At 70.0% G+C, this 19062-nt stretch carries 12 protein-coding genes; 7 read left to right on the forward strand and 5 right to left on the reverse strand.

Translation table 11 applies throughout. The features are described from left to right. Positions 1-553: 553 nt before the first annotated feature. Positions 554-1090: a thioredoxin family protein gene (locus tag QHF84_RS45580; RefSeq protein WP_281319904.1), complete on the reverse strand. Its 537-nt coding sequence runs from the start codon at positions 1088-1090 to the stop codon at positions 554-556. 44 nt (positions 1091-1134) lie between these two features. Then, positions 1135-2046, reverse strand: coding sequence for a hypothetical protein (locus QHF84_RS45585; protein ID WP_281319905.1), 912 nt, complete (start codon positions 2044-2046; stop codon positions 1135-1137). 88 nt (positions 2047-2134) lie between these two features. Between QHF84_RS45585 and QHF84_RS45590 the strand changes: the two genes are divergently transcribed. Further along, entirely contained in the window at positions 2135-3370 is a 1236-nt protein-coding gene (locus QHF84_RS45590; RefSeq protein ID WP_281319906.1) for an aminotransferase class V-fold PLP-dependent enzyme, read from the forward strand. A 9-nt stretch (positions 3371-3379) separates the two neighbouring features. On the opposite strand, the gene QHF84_RS45595 is transcribed toward QHF84_RS45590, so the two are convergent. Both QHF84_RS45595 and QHF84_RS45600 read right to left on the reverse strand, forming a co-directional pair. Next, positions 3380-6094 (reverse strand): hypothetical protein, encoded by a 2715-nt coding sequence (locus QHF84_RS45595; protein ID WP_281319907.1) that lies wholly within the window; start codon positions 6092-6094, stop codon positions 3380-3382. Between the two features lie 82 nt (positions 6095-6176). Continuing rightward, positions 6177-7913, reverse strand: a complete 1737-nt coding sequence (locus tag QHF84_RS45600) for an ATP-binding protein (protein WP_281319908.1) — start codon at positions 7911-7913, stop codon at positions 6177-6179. 554 nt (positions 7914-8467) lie between these two features. On the opposite strand from QHF84_RS45600, the gene QHF84_RS45605 reads away from it, so the two are divergent. The 3 genes from QHF84_RS45605 to QHF84_RS45615 all read left to right on the forward strand — a co-directional run bounded on the left by QHF84_RS45605 (position 8468) and on the right by QHF84_RS45615 (position 12360). Beyond that, complete coding sequence (locus QHF84_RS45605; protein ID WP_281319909.1) at positions 8468-10822, forward strand: methyl-accepting chemotaxis protein; 2355 nt, start codon at positions 8468-8470, stop codon at positions 10820-10822. 46 nt (positions 10823-10868) lie between these two features. Beyond that, a complete protein-coding gene (locus QHF84_RS45610; protein WP_281319910.1) occupies positions 10869-11837 on the forward strand; it encodes an FHA domain-containing protein in 969 nt (322 codons plus the stop codon). 61 nt (positions 11838-11898) lie between these two features. Then, on the forward strand, positions 11899-12360 hold the full coding sequence (locus QHF84_RS45615) for a hypothetical protein (RefSeq protein WP_281319911.1): 462 nt from the start codon (positions 11899-11901) through the stop codon (positions 12358-12360). Here QHF84_RS45615 and rnr read toward each other — a convergent pair. Next, positions 12357-14696, reverse strand: coding sequence for a ribonuclease R (gene rnr, locus QHF84_RS45620; protein WP_281319912.1), 2340 nt, complete (start codon positions 14694-14696; stop codon positions 12357-12359). The genes QHF84_RS45615 and rnr overlap by 4 nt on opposite strands. A 178-nt stretch (positions 14697-14874) precedes the next feature. On the opposite strand from rnr, the gene QHF84_RS45625 reads away from it, so the two are divergent. From QHF84_RS45625 to QHF84_RS45635, 3 genes are read left to right on the forward strand one after another with little or no spacing between them, the layout of a single operon-like run. Next, positions 14875-16044 carry a vitamin K epoxide reductase family protein gene (locus tag QHF84_RS45625; RefSeq protein WP_281319913.1) on the forward strand — a complete coding sequence of 390 codons (1170 nt, stop codon included), beginning with the start codon at positions 14875-14877 and terminating at the stop codon, positions 16042-16044. Between the two features lie 59 nt (positions 16045-16103). Further along, positions 16104-17336: an adenosine deaminase gene (add, locus tag QHF84_RS45630; protein ID WP_281319914.1), complete on the forward strand. Its 1233-nt coding sequence runs from the start codon at positions 16104-16106 to the stop codon at positions 17334-17336. 10 nt (positions 17337-17346) lie between these two features. Further along, on the forward strand, positions 17347-19026 hold the full coding sequence (locus tag QHF84_RS45635; RefSeq protein WP_281319915.1) for an ATP-binding protein: 1680 nt from the start codon (positions 17347-17349) through the stop codon (positions 19024-19026). Positions 19027-19062 lie beyond the last annotated feature (36 nt).

Genomic DNA, 19062 nt, shown 5'->3' on the forward strand with positions numbered 1-19062 from the left:
CACACCTGCATATGTCGTCAGCAATCAAAAATGTACCGACGACTGGACCGAGCCTCGTTCGATTGATCCTACAAAGTGGGATGTTGGAGCCGATGGACCTACTCGACGGTTTATGAGATGAGTTCTATGCACTGTTCCGACGAACCTGGGCACTGGAAAATGCGGTTTCATTGCAGTTACCGCTCCCGAGACACGTTTGTCATAGGAGCTCATCGTCGTAAGACGTGTTACATGTTGATGCATGCGCGCACGCTCCCCTCCCGAGGCGAACGGCTCGCCTCGAAGGCCGGCAGACGTGCGCAAAACGCGAGCGAACACGCGCGTCTTCCCGAAGATCTCGATGATGCGGCGCGTGCAGTCGATGACGCGCGCCGATGGCGATGACGTGATCGTTATGATCGGTTCCGCCGAACCACTCGCCCCCACGCGGAGCGAAAGACGCACCCAAAGGGACCCCCACAGCGGGTTTCGTTCGAGACGCGAGGGGTGCGAAAAGAACGTAGCAGTCGGCCCGGCGCTTCCGCGCCGTCCAGAGCCATGAATGGCGAGCGGCTCAGCCGGCAGGGCCGGCCGAGGTGCGCGGCAAGATGCGGCGGAGCCGCCCCGCAATCTCCATGACGGCCGCCTCGCCCTTGACCGAGCCCTCGATGCGCCGATCCGAGGCGGTGCCGTCATCGTTTGGCGCGACAAATAAGGGGATGAGCCGCGACGTGTAACCGGCGACCGCGAGCCGCTCGGCGTCACGATCGTGGTCGAACTCGAGGATCCGCAGGCGCGGAAAGATGTCGTCGAGCTCCCCCTTCTCGGCCGCGTGATGGAACCTTTGGCAGGGCTCGCACCACGGGGCGCCGACGTAGACGAGCAGATCACGTCCGTCCTTGCGAGCGCGCTCGATCTCGCGCCGCACGGTCGTGGCGACGTCCTCCCCCTCGGTCGCACGGACCCACTCGACACGTCCCTTCGACGCCGTGGATGCAGCCGGCTTGGCTTCCGGCGTGGGGGTTTGGTCGTTCGAACACCCCGCGGGGCCCAGGATCGCGGCCACGGAGAACGATAGGGCCAAAGATTTCCACTTCGATGCGGCCTTCATCCCGCGCAATGTACCACGCGAAATATGAAGGAAGACGCGGGTATTCAGCGCAAGAGCGAGACCGAGACGGGGGATTTTCGGATGCCGGCGAGCGCGAGGGTGGCGCTGCGGATGAGGCGCTCGTTCGGCTCGAAGCGGAAGTGGAGGATGGCGCGGCCGCCACGCACGTCGAGATCGGGGATGTCGAACGAGGCGACCCCGAGGAGCGCCTTTCGCACGGCAGGGCCGAGGAGGCGTTTTGCGACGTCGGGCTCGGCTTCGATGAGGAACAAATCATCGAAACGTTCGTCCCCGACCTCCGCGTCACGCACGAGGCCGATCGCCTTGCCGAGGCCATGCAAGAGCGTCTGGGGACGAATCCGTAATGGCGGTGTTCCAGCGGCGACGGAGGTCGCGACGAAGACGTGGACCTCGGCGGGGCTCTCGTTCGGGGAGTAGGCGATCTGGGCGAGGATCGAGAAGGGCGCGTCGTGCGCGTGGAACCTCGCGCGAAAGGCGAATGTGGCGTCCTCGGAGAGCGCGGCGCGTTTGTCGAGGGCGAGCGCGGCCTGGCGCAGCCCACGTTCGGCGGCCTGGCAGGTCTCGACCGCGTTGTCGGTCATCATGAAGAGGTCGAGCAGGGGGCGCAGCGAGCCCGAGAGCTGCGGGTCGGGCGCGTCTGCGGGGAGCGCGCGTTGCTCGTCTTCGAGGTCGGGCGCGAGCTCGATCGCGCGGTCGAGGGCGTCGCGATAGGCGAGGAGCGTGGCCTCGGCGGCGAGGAGCTCGGCCTCGGTGTTCGCGGGCAAGCGCGCGCGGGCGCGGCCGTCGAGGAGGGCTTCGGCGAGCGTTCGAGGCAGGTGCTCGACGAGCGCGTCGGTGAGCATGGCCTCGCGCTCCTCGACCTCGCGCGCGAGGTCGTGCACGCGGGCGCGGAGGCCCTGCAGCGGATCCCGATAAGCACCGTCGTTGCCGTGCACGTCGGCAAACGAGCGTATCCGAGCCTCGCGCCGTTCGCGAGCGCCGCGCCTTGCCAGGAGGCCTCGGGGAGGGGCATCCTCTCGGCCCATGCGCGGCGACGACGTCAAATTCACGGCGAATCTCGGCGATCGGGAGCATTTCCCGGATCTCGAGGCGCTCGTCTATTGCAACCACGCGGCCATCTCGCCGCCGTCCTGGCCCGTGCGCCGCGCGATGCAAAACGCGATCGCGGACTGGGGGAGGCGCGGAGCGCAAGCCTTCGGGACCTACGGGGCCCAGCGGGCGCGGCTGCGCGAGAAGCTCGCGCGGCTCGTCGGCGCGTCGGCCGAGGAGATTGCGTTCGTCCCGAACACGTCGTCGGGCGTGACGGCGATCGCGCTGTCGCTGCCGTGGAAACGCGGCGATCGGGTGATCCTGTTCGAAGGGGAGTTCCCGGCGAACGTGACGCCGTGGCAACGCGCGGGGGAGCTCTTCGGCGTGACGCCGGTGTTCCTGCCGCTTTCGGATTTCCAGGAGAGCGACGAGCGAGGGCTCGGGCGGCTCGCGGAGGAGCTCGCGAAGGGCGCGCGGCTCGTGGCCGTCAGCGCGGTGCAGTTCCGGTCGGGGCTCCGGATGCCGCTCGCGGAGATGGCGCGGCTCTGCCACGCGCACGGGGCGGAGCTCTTCGTCGATGGGATCCAGGCGACGGGCGCGGTGCCGGTGGACGTGCGCGCGCTCGGCATCGATTACTGGGCCTCGGGCGGGCACAAGTGGCTGATGGGGCCCGAGGGGACGGGGATGCTGTACGTGCGCAAGGAGCGCATCGAGGCGCTGAACCCGCACGTCGCCGGATGGCTGAGCCACGAGGACGCGGTGCGCTTCCTGCTCGAAGGACCGGGGCACATGCGGTACGACCGGCCGTTCAAGAAGCGCGCGGACGTGTTCGAGGTCGGCTGCATCAACGCGATCGGGCTCGTGGGGCTCGAAGCGGCGGTGGATCTCGTGGCCGAGCTCGGCGTGGAGAAGATCTGGGCGCACGTGGTGCGCTGGGGCGACGCGGTGGAGGCGGGGCTCGTGGAGCGAGGTTTCACGAGCCTGCGCGCGCCCGAGGCGAACCGGCGGAGCGGGATCCTCGCGGTGCTGCCGCCGAAGGACATCGACGTGGTGGTGCTCCACCGCGCGCTGCTCGCCCGCGGGATCAGCACGGCGATCCCGGACGGCGTGCTGCGGCTGAGCCCGCACTGGCCGAACAACGTGGACGAGGCGGAGCAGGTGCTCCTGTCGACGGAGGACGCGCTCGCCGAGCTGAGGGGCGCGCCGCGGCCGCGCTCGGATGATTGGTAGTCAAACGATCTAGGGCCAGCCGATCGTCATGAACCGGACGCGGCCGGTGCCGCCGATGGCGTCGTCGCCGAAGAAGAGCGAGGTGCCCTCGCGGCCGGCGAACGAGGGGGAGACGTCCGCGTTGGCGCCGCCCGTGAGCGTGGCGAGGGCCTTGAGCGGGCCGGGCGGCGCGCCGGGCGAGAGCTCGAACGCGTCGAGGATCATGCTGTCGCGGAGCACCGAGGTGAGGACGCCGCGGCACTTCGAGGGGCCGCACGCGAGGGCCACGGAGGTGACCGCGCTTTGCTCCTCGCCCCGCACGAGGCGAGGGCTGCCGGCGAGGGCGCCGCGCTCGTCGAGGATGGCGATGCGCACGCCCGCCTCGGATGCTTCGGGCTTCGCGTCGGGCGCGGCCTCCTCGATCCACGCGACGACCACGCGATCACCGGCGAGCGCGATCGTGGGCGATCGCGAGTGCGCGGGGGACGCGTAAAGGCGCGTCTCGGGACCAACTTTTTGCAGCGTGCGCGTGTCGAGGCGGACGACGTGGACGTCGCCGGCGCCCTCGTCCGGGTTTCCGCGCGCGTCGGACCACACGAGGAAGGTCTCCTTGCCGCGCACCGCGATCTGGACCTCGGTCGAGTCGCCGGGGGCCTCGGTGATGCGTCGATCCTGGACGACCTTGCGCAGCGTGCGATCGACACGCGCGGCGTAGACCTCGGCGTTGCCGTCGCGCGTGTCGACCCAGGCGACGATAAAGCCGTCGTCGGTGCTCTTGCCCGGATCCGACGGAGGCGCGTAGGCGACGGCGACGTCGGAGACCTCGCTCGGGACGCCGTCCTTGCTCGGCTTGCGCGCGATCGTGGTGAGCGGCTTTTGCGCGAGTTTTTCGCCCTCGGGGCCGAGCTTGGCGATCTGGACCTGCGCTTCGTTCTTGTCGCGCGCGGCCCAGACGAGCGCGCTTTCTTCGGTCTTGCCGCCGGGCGCGGAGGCGATCGCGACGCCGCCGATCGAGAGCGCGCGGCGGGAGAGGATCTGGGTTTTTCCGGGAACACCGGCCGCGGAGACCGGCCGCACGCCCACCGTGGCGAGCGGTTCGTCCTTGCGGGCAGGTTTGCCGCCGTCGCGGTCGCCGCTGCCTTCGATGTAGTAGGTGACCCATGCAGCGAGCGAGCCGCCGGAGGGGCGCTCGGTCGCGGCCACGCGGGCGAGGTGCTCGCCGTCGTAGAGGGCCGTGACGCCGAGCGGGCGCGGCGGGGTCTCGGCGGGATCCCGGAACGCCGGCGCGCGCCACGGGCTCTGCCGCACGGGCAAACCGACCACCGCGAGCGTCGCGGGCGTGCCTTCGCTCGACGCGAGCGTCGTGCAAGCGCCGGCCTGGCAGGACAAACCTCGCGTGAGGTAGGGGATGCCCTCGCTCGCCGCGAAGACCTCGGCGCGCACGGGCTCGGCGGCGCGGACCTGGAGATCGGGGCCGAAGCGCACGAACGTGGGCCAGATCGGCGCGTCCTTGGGCAGCGGGCCCTCGCCGCTCGAGGCGGGCGCGAGCGTGAGCGCGGCGAAGCCGTCGCCGTCGGCGGTGATGTCGGGCGGGCCGCTCGCGCTGAAGACGAGCGTCGCGCGCTCGGCGCCGAGCTTGCCGTCGGGATCCATCGCGGCGAGGTGGATGAGGCGTCCTTCGCGCGGCGATCGCAGGAGATCTTCCCACGCGAGGAGCGCGCGTTTGCCCGCGCCGCCGGCCGAGACGAGCGAGACGAGCGCCTGCTCGCCGACGGGCGTGGTGGCGCGCTTCGGGGGCGTGACGATGTTGCCGCCGGGCTCGACGGCCGCGACGTACACGCTGGAGTCGATGTTGCGCACGTCGGTCCAGCCGATGAGCGTGCGGCCGCCCGCGCGGCCCACGATGATGTCGTGTTGCGCCGTCGCCTCGGGGTTCACGACGACGGGCGCCGAGACCTTCCCGCTGAAATCGACATCGGCGTAGAGCACGCGGCCGACGCGGCCTTGCTCGGTCTCGTTCTGCGCGCTGGCCGCGCCCGCGACGACGCTCGCGATCGCGGCGCCGCGATCGGTCGTGACGAGATCCCAGCCGAGGGCGTCGTGCGTGAGGACGACCGCGGGGGACGCGGGTTTTCCGGGCGTCACGGGCGCCGCGAGGACGTCGGAGTGATCGTCGCGAGGAACCTCCCAGACGACGAGCGCCGAGCTCGGGCCCGCGACGACCTCGACCCAGCTCACCTCGTCGGCCGACTGCGCCAGCGTGACGGGCGCGCCGCGCGCGGCGCCCGTGGCGTCGAGCCAGAGCATCTTCACCGCGGCGTTGCTCTTCATGCCCTCGACCCACGCGGCGACGTAGCCGTCGCCGACGGCCTCGATCGTCGCGACGGGAATCTCGGCCGCGGCGGGTCCGACGTCGATGGGCTCGGCCGTCCGGGGCTTTCCTTCCGGCCCGCAAAGGCGCGTGAGGAGCCGGCCACGCGCGTCGTAGAAGACGAGCATGTCCTCGCCACGCCGCGCGACGTACGGCGCCGCGTTCTCGTCGTCGAGCCGCGCGATCACGTACGAAGGCAAGAGCGCCGGGCCCGAGACCGCGGCGGCGGGCTTGGGGTTCGCCGTGGCGCGGAGCGAGGTCTTCGGGCGCGAGGTGCGGGGCTGCTTCGGGGGCGCGCCGCCGCAGCCCAGCGCGAGTGATGAGAGAGCCACGAGCGAGAGGGCGAACCGAGCGCGTGCCGTCGAGCTTCGCATGGCCGGACCATGCCAGAGGCGATCGACGCTGGCCAGCCGAGGGCCCGCTTTTCGAGACCTCGATGGGAATGGGGAATCGCGTCTAACTGCTCTTGTCCGGCCCGCGGAGCGTGGTCTCGATCGCGGGCGGTTTGTCGAGCAGCGGCGGGCCGGACACGGGGAGCCACACCTCGAAGACCGCGCCGCCCTTCTTCGCCTCGCGGTACGTGATTTCCCCGCCGTGCTCGAACACGATGCGCTGGACGATCGCGAGGCCGAGGCCGGTCCCTTTTTCCTTGGTCGTCGCGTAGGCCTCGAAGAGCCGCGGCACCATTTCCGCTGGTACGCCCGGGCCGTTGTCGCGCACGACGACGCGGACCTTGTTGTCCGGCAGCGGCCCGATCGTCACGAGCACACGCGGATCCGGACGCACGGCGCTCGCCGCGTCGAGGCCGTTCTGGATCAGGTTGGTCAACACCTGCACCATCTGATCCCGATCGGCCATCACCTGCGGGATCGGCTCGGACGAAAGGTCGACCCGCCGCGTCCCCGTCTTTTCAACGCCTTCGCCCGCCGAGGCGTGCAGCGTGACCACGCCTTTCGCCACGGAGACGAGATCGATCGGCGCGGGGTTCGGCGGGGGCAGACGCGCGAAGCGGGTGAACTCGGTGACGATGTTCGCGATCCGGTGGACCTCTTGCAGGACCGTGGCCGTCGCCTCCTCGAAGTACTCGTCGAAGGCGGGATCTTCGCGGGCGCGGAGCCTGCGGAGCGTCTCGACGGCGGCGCGGATCGGGGCGAGCGGGTTCTTGATCTCGTGCGCGATCTGCCGCGCGACCTCGCGTTGCGCGGCGATGCGCTCGGTCGCGGCGAGGCGCCTGCGGATCGCGGCGAGCTCGGCGATCGTGCGGTTCCAGGCGTCGGCGAGGCCTTCGAGCTCGCGGCCCCCGCGCCCCTTCACCGTGCGCGGCGCGCCGGCCACGACCTCGCGCGTCTCGCGGGCGAGCTCGACGAGCGGGCGCGAGAGGCTTCGCGCGAGGACGAACGCGATCGCGAGGCCGAGCACGAGCGCGACGGAGCCGGCGAAGAGCATCGCGCGATCGAGCTTCGCGAGCGCCGCGTGGAGTTTGTCGCGCGTGGCGATGGCGACGACACGCAGGCCCGGGACCTCGGCGACGTCGATCGGACGGACGACGGCGTCGCCCGCGACCTTCGCGCGATCGGGCCTCTCGACGCGCAGCTCGACGCCGTGTGAGGCGCCGATGCGTTCGAGGATCTTGCCGACGCGGCGCGCGCCGACGAGCCCGACCTCGACGCCGCCGCCCGAGCGCGCGCAGTGCACTTCGAGCGAGGCCTCGCCGCCCTTCGGATCGGGCCGGAGCCGCGGCGCGCCGCCCGCCGGTGATCGCAAGAGCTTCGCGAGCTCGGGGGCCTTCGTGCCCGTCAGCGAGACGTCGGAGGCGGCCAGGATCAAGCCCTTGTCGGTGACGAGCACGAGGTCGTCGAGCCCGAGCGCGCGTGCCTGATCGGGGACGAAGTGCCGCATCGAGATGCGCGCGTCCGACTCGATCGCGGACTCGTCGCCGCGCGCGCGTTCGAGCTGAAGGTGTGCTTTGTCCACGAACGTATCGTGCGCGCAGAGCGGCCCGAGCAGCCCTTCGAGCGCGTGCGCCTCCCGCGCGAGCTCGCGACGAACGCCCATCGCGGCGGCCTCGATCCGGTCCTCGAAATCGCTCTCGATGATCTGACGCGAGGCGTCGCGCAGCGACAGACCCACGAGCGCCGCGGCGAAGATGGCGACGAGGCCGAAGGCGAGGAGCAGCCGGGCAGCGAGGGTCACGGGCGACGAGGTCTTGGAAAGGCCCGCATCATAGGCGCACGGGCGCCCTCGCGCCGCAACGTCGCTCGCGAGCGAGGCTTGCCGCGACCGAAAAATTCTCCACCCGCGTCGTAGGGTGCCCCGGCCCGCCGACGTCCACGGAGTTCGGGGTTCGCGAACATCGGCGCATGGAGGGCTCTTCCATGAGGAGATTCGTCGGCTTGCTGCTTCTTTCCAGCATGCTTGTGGGGTGCGGCACGTTCATCGGATCGAACGACAGTGCCCCGACCCGCAGACCTCCGCATCGTCGCGGATACGACAAGCCCTTCGGGACGTCGCCGGACTACAGCACGCCGCCGAAAAAGCCCGCGGGAGAGGGGGGCTCGCGGCGGACGGGCGGCGAGGGGGCCGGGGATCGGGGCGGGTCCTAGGCCTCGATCGCGAGGAAATGATCCCTCTCCTTGCACCCGAGGCCCCGGCGCTCTTAACCTCGGCGAGCGTTCGCGTGTCGGCTCGCGCCTGCCCTTCGGCCGGAGCGTCGTCCGTCCCGCGTCACCCGCAAGCCGCGTCAGACCATGAACTCAAGGCAGCTCGGCCCTCCCGCCGTCGTCCTCGTCGCCGCCGTCCTCTTCGGCATCGGAACCAAGTCCTTCCTCAAGGACTTCACGTCCGAGCTCTTCTACCTGATAGGCCTCGGCGCCGCGGTCGCGATGTTCGTCGCCACCGCGTCCCAGGGCGCGAGCGTCAAGCTCGGCGGGCTCGTCGACGCGCTGAAAGCCGCGGCCCGCGGCAAGAAGCCGGCGCTGCCCGAAGGCGTGACCGGAGAGCTCGCGGAGGTCTACGAGGAGATCCAGCGTCTCTCGAAGAAGACCGCGGAGCTCAACGAAGAGGTCGCGAAGCTCGAGCAGAACGCGGGCACGAGCAGCGTGAACGTCGACGAGGTGATCGAAGCGCTCGGCCGCGCCGCATCCGGCGAGCGCGTGCGCGCCCCGGCCGGCGCGAAGCCCGACATGGCGCGTATCTACGCGGAGCTCTCGGGCGTCGCCGAGGTGGTCCGCGACGCGACGAAGGATGCGGACAAGAAGGTCCAGTTCGCCGAGGAGCGCGCGAGCGCCGCGGAGCAACGCGCCGGCAGCGCCGAGCAGCGGCTCCAGTCGCTCGAGGCGCGGATCTCGGCCGCCGAGTCGCGCGCGATCGCCGCGGAGCAAGGGCTCGCCGCCGCCGAGCAGCGCGCGCAGTCCGCCGAGCAGCGCGAGGGCCAGCGCCGCAGCGAGCTCGCCGAGACGCTGGCGAACGTCGAGGCCGACGTGATCGACGCGGTCCAGCGCGTCGCCGAGGGCGAACGTGTTCGTCCCCCGCCCGGCGCGAAGCCGGAGGTGGCCCGCATCTTCATGGAGCTGTCTTCGATCGGCGAGCGCCTCACCCAGGCCGAGCAGCGCGAGCAGAAGCGCCGCGCCGAGCTCGCCGAGGCGATGCAGATCCTCGAAGGCGAGATCGTCAACGCCGTGCAGCGCGCAGGCGAGGGCGAGCGTGTTCGTGCGCCGGTGGGCGCGAAGCCCGAGGTCGCGCGGATCTACATGGAGCTCGCGTCGATCGGCGAGCGCCTCGCGGGCTCGGAGCAACGCGAGCAGAAGCGGCGCGCGGAGCTCGGCGAGGCCCTCGGCGTCATCGACGAGTACCTGCCGCGGCTCGGCGACGGCCTCGGCACCGTGCTCACCTCGGCCGAGCAGGCGACGGCGCACGCGCGTGACATCAACGCATCGCTGTCGACCTTCTCGCAGTCGATCGAGATGCTCGCGACGAGCGCGGAGGAGTCTTCGTCGAGCATCCTCGAGATGACGGCGACGAGCGACGAGGTCGCCGAGAACGTCGGCGAGCTCGCGGCGAGCGTGCGCGAGACGGTCTCCTCGATCGAGGAGATGGCCTACTCGATCCGCGAGGTCGCGAAGAACGTCGACGGCCTGTCCTTGACGGCCGAAGAGACGAGCTCCTCGATGAACCAGATGGACGTGTCCATCGACCAGGTTCAATCGAACGCGAACGAGACGGCGCGTCTGTCCGAGGAGGTCGCCATGGACGCCGAGAAGGGCGCCGAGGCGATCCTGAAGACGATCAGCGAGATCTACCGCATCAAGGAGTCGAGCCAGGAGGCCGTGAGCGTCATCTCGAACCTCGGCTTCCGCATCGAGGCGATCGGCCAGATCCTCGCCGTCATCGACGACGTCGCCGAGCAGACGAACCTGCTCGCGCTGAACGCCGCCATCCTCTCGGCCCAGGCCGGCGAGCACGGCAAGGGTTTCGCCGTCGTCGCCGACGAGATCAAGGAGCTCGCGGATCGCGCGGGCGGCAGCACCAAGGAGATCGCGGACCTCATCAAGACGATCCAGGCCGAGTCGAAGAACGCGATCGCCGCCGTCGAGCGCGGCGCGCACAACGTCGACCGCGGCGTCGAGGTCTCGAACGAGGCCGAGCGCGCGCTGAAGAAGATCCTCGACAGCTCGCAGAAGAGCACGAACATGGTGCGCGCCATCGCGCGCGCCACGGTCGAGCAGGCCAAGGGCTCGAAGCAGGTCACGGACGCGATCGGCCGCATCGCCGAGACCGTGCAGCAGATCGCAGCGGCCACGGCCGAGCAGGCGCGCGGCTCGGAGCTCATCATGAAGAGCGCCGAGAAGATGCGCACGATCACGCAGCACGTGGAGCGCTCGAGCCAGGAGCAGGCCCGCGGCGGCCGTCAGATGACGAGCTCGATCGAGCAGATCTCTGCGATGGTGAACAACCTGAACGCCTCGCAGCGCAACCAGAACCGCGGCTTCGAACAGCTCCTCGACGCCTCCAAGAAGATCGAGGAGGCCGCGCGTATCCAAGAGCAGACGATGCGCCAGCTCGGCAACGCCGTGGAGCGCGTGCGCCGGAGCATCGGCGCCTGAAGGCACGCGCGGCAAACCCTCCTGCCGCGCGCTCGCCCGAGGTTTCATGGCAGTCACGATCACGGTGCGGTCGGGGGAAACGGGCGACGAGCTGTCGCTCACCTTCGACATGCCGCGCGTGTTCATCGGCCGCGGCGAGGGCGCAGACCTCCGCCTCCCCGACCCCAGCGTCAGCCTCCGTCACGCCTCCATCCGGCAACGCGGTCACGAGTACGTGATCGTCGACGAGGGCAGCACGAACGGCACGGCCCTCGGATCCGTGCTCCTTCCGCCGCAATCGCCCCGCGTCCTCCGATCCGGAGAGCTCTTTCGCCTCGGCCGCGTGTGGCTCGAAGTGAAGATCGATCCGCTCGCGACCGCGCGCGCGACGCCCGCGGCGACGAAGGCCCTGGCGCTCGATCTCGTCACGCGTGGGCTCGCCTCGCAGGGCGAGGATGCCGGGCCGAAGCTCGTCGTCGTCTCGGGGCCCGACGAAGGCAAGGCGCTCGCGCTTGCGGACGCGGGCAGGCGTTACGTGCTCGGCCGCGCGCGCGAGGTCGACCTCCCGCTCGACGATCCGGAGACCGCGTTCCGCCACGTCGAAGTGGGCCTCAAGGGCGAACACCTGCTCGTGCGGGACCTCGGCGCGAAGGCCGCGCTGCTCGAAGGCACGCCGCTCGGCGCGACGGACGTCACTTGGCGTACCGGACAAACCCTCGCCATGGGCCGCAACGTCGTGCTGTTCGCGTATCCCGCGGCCGAGGCGCTCGCGGAGCTCTCGCGGTGCGCGGACGAGCCGCTACGCCCCGAGGACGCGCCTCCGCCGCCCGTTCCGGAGGACGAGTCGCCTTCCGCGGCCGCGGCGCCCGAGCCGACGCCCGTCGAGGAGGACGCTTCGCGACCGCTTCGGCCTCAGCGAGCTGTCACGCCGGCCCCCGAGTCTGGCTGGAGCCTCACCGATGGTGTGGTGCTCCTCTTTGCGGCCTTCGTCCTCGTCCTGAGCGTCGTCGGGTTCTTCTGGTTGATCAGGCGTTAGGCGCTTGACGCCGCGTTGCCGTGCGGGCGGGATCGAATCGAGCGACCGTACGGAGGTTTGGATGCGAGCGGTGTGGATGAGCCCGAGCGAGCGCGTATGCAGCCCCGAGGAGCTCTGGGCCGAGGGGATCCTCGCCGAATCGTTCGATCCGCAATCGATGCAGCCGCTCCTCGATCGCATCCGTACCGAGCGTGATTTCGGCAAGCAGGACGACGTCCGACTCAGCGTGGCGAACCCGCGTGACGAGGCGACCATCGCGCGCGAGATCGACGAGCATCTGCACCTCATCGCTGAAGTGCGACTTTTCCTCGAAGGCGAAGGTGTCTACGACGTCCGCGCGAAAGACGAGCGCTGGATACGGATCTGGGTCGGCCCCGGCGATGCGCTCGTGATCCCGGAGAAGCGTTATCACCGCTTCCTTCCGGGCGCGCAGACGGTGCTCCGCTACCTGCAACCCTACGCGGAGCGCGGAGGCCTCTCGCCGCTTTATCGCGCGTCGAGCGAGGATACCCGCGCCGGCTAGTGCCGCGTTTTCTTCGCCTTCGAACCTTTTTTCGTCTTCGTTTTTTTCGATCCGTTCGTCCCGCCGCGCGTGACGCGACCTTTCGCCTCGGCCTTCGTCACCTTGGCTCGGACGCGTTTGTCCGGGCCGTTCGTCGACGCCGTGCGGCGGACCTTGCGGATCCTCGGCTCGGTCGCGCCTTCCTCGTCCACCGCAATCACGCGCCTGCCGTAGATCGAGCGGCGGAGCACGGCGACGTCCTCGATCTGCACGAGCATCGTGTCGCCGAGCTTGATCTGCTCGCCGCTGCGCGTGCCCGTCACGTAGAGGCCCGTCTCGTCGACCTCGTAGCCGTCGGGGCCGAGCGCGTCGAGGCGCACGAGCACGTCCACGAAGGGGTTGTCGATCGCCACGAACAGGCCCGTGCCCACGACGGCCGTCACCGTACCTTCGTAGATCTCGCCGATGTGCGAGCGCATGTAGAGCGCGCGGTAGAGGTCGACGACTTCGCGCTCGATGTCCATCCCGCGGCGCTCGCAGTCGGACGCGGTCGACGCGGCGAGGCGCAGTTTTTCCTCGGCCTCCGGGCTCGTGTCGATGCGCTCTTTCTGGAGCAGCGCGCGCATCATGCGGTGCACGACGAGGTCCGGATAGCGGCGGATCGGCGAGGTGAAGTGCAGGTACGCCGTCGACGCGAGGCCGAAGTGCCCGTTGTTGTTCACGTCGTAGACGGCCTGCTTCATCGCGCGGAGCAGGAGCGAGTGCAGCACCTGCTTCTGCGGGTGGCTCGCGATGCGCTTCAGGAACGTCGAGAGCTTCTTCGGATCCGAGGCGTCTTCGAGCTCGAAGCCCACGTCGAGCGTCTCGCACATCGTCACGAACCTCTCGAGGCGCTCGGGGTTCGGCGGCGCGTGCACGCGGAAGATCCCCGGCACGTTCCGGGTCACGAGCTCGCGCGCGACCGTCTCGTTCGCGAGCAGCATCAGCTCCTCGATGAGCTCGTAGGCCTTCTTCACGCCCGGATCGTGGGCGCGTTTTTCCACGTCGAGCGGCGCGCCCGTCTCCAGGTCGAGCACGACCTTCGCCTCGGGCAGATCGAAATCGAGCGCGCCGCGCCGCATGCGCCGCGCGCGGAGCAGCCGCGAGAGCTCCCACAACACCGCGAGGTCCTCGCGCATCGCCTCGGCGTCGGGGTCCGCCACCGCGTGCTTCGCGAGCCCGAGCGCGCGCGCCACGGCCGAGTACGTGAGCCCCGCGCGCGAGCGCATGAAACCTTCGAAGATGCGCGCGGCCGTCACGGTCCCCGTCGGATCGAGGTCGACCTCCACGCACAAGCAGAGGCGCGTGACGTTCGGCAGGAGCGAGCACAGGTTCGAGGAGAGCGCGCGCGGCAGCATCGGGATCGCTCGATCCGGCAGGTAGATCGAGTTGCCGCGCATCATCGCGCTCTCGTCGAGCGCGGTCCCCGGCCGCACGTAGTGCGACACGTCGGCGATCGCGATCCACGCTCGGTACGAGCCGTCCGCGTTCCGCACGGCCCAGACCGCGTCGTCGTGATCACGCGCGTCTTCCGGGTCGATCGTCGGCAGCGGCAGGTGCGTCAGGTCCTCGCGGCCCACGAGCGCCTCGTGCGGCACCTCGTCGCCATAACCTTCCGCTTCCGCGATCGCCTCCGCGGGATGCGCTTCCTCGATCGCCTCGCGCACGAGCACCTTGGCGACCTCGACGTTCGGATCGCCGGGCACGCCGAGCACGGCTTCGAGCACGCCTTCGGGGTTCTCGTCGGGCAGCTCGGGGAAACGCGTGATCGTGGCGACGGCGGCGAGGCCGTCTTCGAGCCTCGTGCGCGGCTCGGATTTGAGGACGATCGGACCACGCAGCCGCGAGTCGTCGGGCTCGATCCACACGCTGCGCCCGCGCTTGCGCAAGACGCCTGCGACGCGCGTCGTTTTGCGTTTCACGACGCGCACCACCTCGCCCTCGATGCCTCGGCGCGACGTCGTCACCACGCGGATCGCCACCGTGTCGCCGTGCAGCGCGCCGGCCATCGCCTCGGGCGGCACGTACACGTCGTCGGGCAGATCGAGCACCGTGACGAACCCGAAGCCGCGCGGGTTCACGTTCAGCGTCCCCTCGTACTCCTTGGCGCGCCGCTCCTCGCGGGCGCGGGCGAGGCGGAAGCGCTGGCCGGGCAGGGCGACGACGCTTCCGTCCCAGCAGAGGTCGTCGAGCACGCGACGCAGCGGTTCGTAGGCGCCTTCGGTGAGGCCGAGCCGGCTGGCGATCTCGTGGATGTGCAGAGGGCGACTGTGCTCGGCGAGCACATCGGCGATGGTTACGCGGCCGATCGACGTCATGGGTCGTGGAGCCCGGAGGCCGGACTTTCCTTTCAGCGCTTGGGGCTACGCTCGGACGAGCCGAGCTACGCCCCAAACCCCTCCTGTTCGCGTTTTGGGGCACGCGCTGGGCGGTTTCCTAGCATGTCCCGAACCAAGCCGGCTGCGAAAGCACGGCGCTTGTGCGAAACATGAGCCGATGCGCACCTTGCCCGTCCTTTTGCTCCGTTTGCCCCTGCTCGTCGCGATCGCCGCGTCCGCCGCGCTCGTCGTCGAGTACACGAACGCGGGCGATCCCGCGTTCTGCGGCGTGACGTCGGGCTGCTTCGCGGTGCGCATGTCCCCCTGGTCGCGCCTGTTCGGCCTCGCGCCGCTGCCGAGCCTCGGACTCGCCGCGTACGCGCTCCTCTTCGGGCTGACCCTCGTCGCCCGGCGCAAATCGCAGCACGTGCTCGTCGCCTCGCTCGCCGTGCTCGGCGGCCTGTTCGCGGCCCTGCTCCTCTGGGTCCAGCAGAACGTGGTCGGCGCGTTTTGCGCGTGGTGCGTCGCGGTCGACCTCTCCGCGATCGTCGCGGCGGTCGCCTCGGTGTGGGTCGCTCTCCGCGCGTGGAAGGACGAGGGCAGCGTCCTCTTGCCGCAACGCAAGGCCGTCACGGGCGCCTGGGTCACGGCTGCGATGCTCGCGGTGCTCGTGCCTTTCGTCTGGGGCCGTCATCCCGTCGAGCCGCCGCTGCCCGCGGTGATCCAGGCCGAGAGTGAGCCGGGCAAGGTCACGATCGTCGGGTTCACCGACTTCGAGTGCCCGTTCTGCCGGCGCATGCACCCCGTGCTGCACGGCGTCGCCGAGCAGTACGGCGACCGCGTGAAACTCGTGCGCAAGATGATGCCGCTCTCGGGCCATCCGGGCGCCGAGCCCGCGGCGCTCGCCTACCTCTGCACGCCTTCTCCGAAGCGCGAGATCGTCGCCGATCAGCTCTACGCGGCCGATCCCGAGCAGCTCACGCGCGAAAATATCCCCAAGCTCCTCGCCGAGAAGGCGGGCCTCGACGCCGACGTCCTCGCGACCTGCATGAAGGCCCCGCAGACGATCGCGGATCTGGAGCGCGACAAAAAACTCTTCGAGGACCTCGGGGGCCGCGGTTTGCCGTTCACGTTCGTCGGCAAGCGCGTGGTGCTCGGGTTCAACCCGGACCGCGTCGAGATGGCCATGACGCAGGAGCTCGGGGGCCCGCGCTTGTCCCTGCCGGTCTGGAGCATGTTCCTCGTGCTCGGCGTGGCCTTCGCGTTCGCGGTGCTCGTGACGTTGATGACGCCGAGCGGCGACCAGGACGGAGACGCGTCGAAAAACGAGCGCTCGCCCTCGGCGTGACCTCGCCGGGCCGGGCGGATCGGCCTCCCCTCACGGCGCCGTCCGTGTAAGACTTCACCATGGAAACAGATACAGCGACCGGCGGCGTAAGTACGCTGCCGCTCGAGTTCTTCCAGCAGCTTCCGAAGACGGACCTCCACGTCCATCTCGACGGCTCGCTGCGGCTCGAGACGATCATCGACCTCGCGAAGAAGCACGGCATCGAGATGCCGTCGTACGACCCGGCCGAGCTCCGGCGCGTGATGCGGCTCGGGCAAAACACGGGTTCACTCGTCGAGTACCTGAAGGCATTCGACGTCACGCTGCGTGTCCTGCAGACCGAGGACGCGCTCTTCCGCTGCGCCTACGAGCTCGCCGAGGACGCGGCGCGCGAGAACGTCCGCTACATGGAGGTTCGTTACGCGCCGATGCTTCACACGCGGCTCGGGCTCAAGCTCACGAGCGTCGTCGAGGCGGTGCTCGCGGGCCTGCGCGCCGCGCACGACAACCTCGGCATCGAGAGCGCGGTCATCGTGTGCGGCATCCGCAACATCTCGCCGCACTCCTCGCTGGAGATGGCCGAGCTCGCGGTGGCCTACAAGAACCGCGGCGTCGTCGGCTTCGACCTCGCCGGCGCCGAGTACGACAACCCCGCCAAGCACCACAAGGCCGCCTTCCAGCTCGTCCGCGACAACAACATCAACTGCACGATCCACGCGGGCGAGGCGTACGGGCCCGAGTCGATCGCGCAGGCGATCCACGTCTGCGGCGCGCATCGCATCGGCCACGGCTGCCGCCTGCGCGAAAATGGCGACCTTTTGCATTACGTGAACGACCACCGCATCCCGCTCGAGGCCTGCCCGTCGTCGAACGTGCAGACCGGCGCGGTGCGGGACCTCGCGTCGCACCCGCTGAAGCTTTATTACAACCTGGGCCTGCGCGTCACGGTCAACACGGACAACCGGCTCGTCACGGACACGACGGTGTCGAACGAGCTCTGGCTCTGCCACACGAAGATGGGCATGTCGCTGAAGGACATCAAGACGATCCTCGTCTCGGGGTTCAAGAGCGCGTTCATGCCGTTCCACATCAAGCAGTCGTATCTTCGGCGCGTGACCGAAGAGCTCGAGCGCTTCCAGCCGGACGGGCGCATCCTGCCGGCGCGCAAGCCCGAGTCGTCGCGGAGCGAGCAGGAGACGTGGCTGCCGCGCGGCGTGCTGCCGCCGGTGAGCTTCGACGTGCAGAAGCCCGCGAGCGACGTTTCTCCGGTGCACGCCGCGGTCGAGCGCGCCATCGAGGACGGAGCGAACTAGTATCGCGCGGGTGTCCGCCGCTCCGAACCCTCCCCGCCCCGCCCCCCTCATCAAGAGACGAAAGATCGAGCGCCGCGTCGTCCTCGCGGTGCTCGTGACCGCCGTCATCCCGCTCGTCGCCGCGCTGCTCATGGCGCGGGCCATGGTCGCGCGTGTCAGCGCGACCGCGTTTCAGCCGGAGTTCGGCGCGCACCTCGACCGGGCGCTCGGCGTGTACGCCGACCTCGCCAAGACGATCAAGCAAGGCATGCGGTACGAGGCCGACGCCATTGCGATGCGGCCGGAGCTCTCGCGCGTGGCGAAGGACGGCGAGGGGGATCGGGTCTCCGCCGAGCTCGCGCGGGAGTTTTCCGCGCATCCCTCGCTCGTCTCGCTGAAAATCGAGGATGCGTCGGGCAAGGTCCTCGGCAAACACGAGCGCGAGCGCCCCGTGGATCCGGCCGCGGAGCGCACGCTGCTCGTGCGCAGGCCGCTCGGCGAGACCTCCGAGGACGACGGCCCTTTCCTCGTCGCCACGTTCGCCGCGCCAAACGCGCGGTTCGCCGAGATGGAATCCGCGCAGGAGTTCGTCCAGGCATACCATCAGCTCGAACGACATCACCGCGAGGAGTACGTCGACCGGACGTACACGCGGGCGTTCGGCCTTTTGTTCGGGCTTTTGATTCTGCTCGCGGCGCTCGCGGGGATCGTCGTCGCGCGGCCGGTGACGCGGCGGATCGCCGAGCTCGCGGCGGCGACGCGACCCGTCGCGGCGGGTGATTTGACGGTGCGGGTCGCGGTGACCGGGGACGACGAGGTCGGCGACCTCGGGCGGGCGTTCAATCGAATGCTCGCGGAGCTCGACGAGAGCCGCGCCCGGATCGAATTCCTCCGTCGCATGAGCGAGTGGCAGAAGATGGCGCGGCACCTCGCGCACGAAATCAAGAATCCGCTCACGCCGATCCAGCTCGCCGTGCAGGAATGCCATCGCCGGTATGCCGGCGACGATCCCGATTACCGGCGCATCGTGCAGACCACGCTGGAGGTCGTCGAGGAAGAGGTCGGCACGCTCCGCCGCCTCGTCGGCGAGTTCTCGAGCTTCGCGCGGCTGCCGCGGGCGGAGCTCTCCCCGGTCGACCTCGGGGCCTTCATGCGCGAGCAGCGCGACCATTTCTCGGCCCGGACGGAGGGCCGCGCGAGCTCCGACGAGCTGGCGCTGCTCTCGCGGGTCGATCTGCGCTTCGACGTGCCCGAGGACGCGATGCCCGTGGTCCTCGATCGGGAAATGCTCCACCGCGTGCTCACGAATGTCGTGCAGAATGCGGCGCAGGCGCTCCGGGACGCCCGCAAGCGAGCCGGCAAGAGCGAAGGGACGTGGGGACGGGTCGTGGTCTCGCTGCGGACCGTGGGCGGCTCGTACGTCGTCGACGTGGACGACGACGGGCCCGGCATCTCGGCCGAGGTGCGCGACGTCCTCTTCGATCCTTATGTGACCACGAAGCGCGACGGGACGGGGCTCGGGCTTACCATTGTGAAGAAAATCGTCGTTGATCACGGCGGGACCATCGAGGCCACGGCGTCGCCGCTCGGGGGTGCGCGGTTTCGGATCCGGCTGCCCCGCGCAGACAGCGCCGAGGCTCGCGCCGCCGTCGAGCGCTCTCTCGCGGCGGATGACGAGGAGGGGGCGCGATCCTCCTCCGCCGGTGCGTAGCGTCGTGCACGACGGCGACACCCTGCGTGGCACGGC

Source organism: Polyangium sp. y55x31 (genome assembly GCF_029946505.1).
Classification (GTDB): domain Bacteria; phylum Myxococcota_A; class Polyangia; order Polyangiales; family Polyangiaceae; genus Polyangium.

Coding starts and splice junctions, on each gene's coding strand:
- QHF84_RS45580 (WP_281319904.1), bottom strand. CDS start 1,090: ATGAAGGCCGCATCGAAGTGGAAATCTTTGGCCCTATCGTTCTCCGTG.
- QHF84_RS45625 (WP_281319913.1), top strand. CDS start 14,875: ATGCGCACCTTGCCCGTCCTTTTGCTCCGTTTGCCCCTGCTCGTCGCG.
- QHF84_RS45610 (WP_281319910.1), top strand. CDS start 10,869: ATGGCAGTCACGATCACGGTGCGGTCGGGGGAAACGGGCGACGAGCTG.
- QHF84_RS45615 (WP_281319911.1), top strand. CDS start 11,899: ATGCGAGCGGTGTGGATGAGCCCGAGCGAGCGCGTATGCAGCCCCGAG.
- QHF84_RS45605 (WP_281319909.1), top strand. CDS start 8,468: ATGAACTCAAGGCAGCTCGGCCCTCCCGCCGTCGTCCTCGTCGCCGCC.
- QHF84_RS45590 (WP_281319906.1), top strand. CDS start 2,135: ATGCGCGGCGACGACGTCAAATTCACGGCGAATCTCGGCGATCGGGAG.
- rnr (WP_281319912.1), bottom strand. CDS start 14,696: ATGACGTCGATCGGCCGCGTAACCATCGCCGATGTGCTCGCCGAGCAC.
- add (WP_281319914.1), top strand. CDS start 16,104: ATGGAAACAGATACAGCGACCGGCGGCGTAAGTACGCTGCCGCTCGAG.
- QHF84_RS45595 (WP_281319907.1), bottom strand. CDS start 6,094: ATGCGAAGCTCGACGGCACGCGCTCGGTTCGCCCTCTCGCTCGTGGCT.